The 579-nt window shown below is 62.9% G+C and carries 1 protein-coding gene; it reads right to left on the reverse strand.

From position 1 onward, the window contains the following. Positions 1-433: ABC transporter ATP-binding protein (locus DEQ92_RS21515; protein WP_115821757.1), on the reverse strand; the 433-nt coding region annotated here is incomplete at its 3' end. Positions 434-579: the final 146 nt, after the last annotated feature.

Here is a 579-nt window from a genome sequence, read left to right on the forward strand (position 1 = left end):
TCGCGAGCATCTGCTGCTCGCCGCCCGAGAGCGTCCCGGCCTGCTGGTTCGAGCGCTCTTCGAGCCGTGGGAAGATGTCGTAGATGTCTTCGAGGCGCTCTTTCAGCCGACTGCACTCGAGATACGCGCCCAGTTCGAGGTTCTCGCGAACGGTGCTCTCGGTGAACACCTCGCGGCCCTCGGGGACGTGGGCGACGCCCTTGGCGACGACCTCCTCGTGTGGGAGGTCGCCGATCGACTCGCCCTTGTAGCGGATCTCGCCGTCCATCGGGGCGAGGTCGCCGCAGATGGTCTTCAGCGTCGTCGTCTTTCCAGCCCCGTTCGCCCCGAGCAAGGCCACGGTCTCGCCCTCCTCGACCGTGAGGCTCACGTCCCACAGCACCTGTACGTTGCCGTACGCGACGTCTATCGAATCTACTTCGAGCAGTGACATCGAATACCACGTCGTTCGTCGTGACCTTTCTTAAGCCTACCTTTCGGAGATGCAGATCTATGATAGACTGGGCGTCGAGGGAGCGCTGCCGCTCTGTCGGCTGTGCCTGAAAAAGAACAAAGAACGGTTCGAACGTCGCCGCGGCG

Source organism: Haloferax sp. Atlit-6N (assembly GCF_003383195.1).
Classification (GTDB): domain Archaea; phylum Halobacteriota; class Halobacteria; order Halobacteriales; family Haloferacaceae; genus Haloferax; species Haloferax gibbonsii.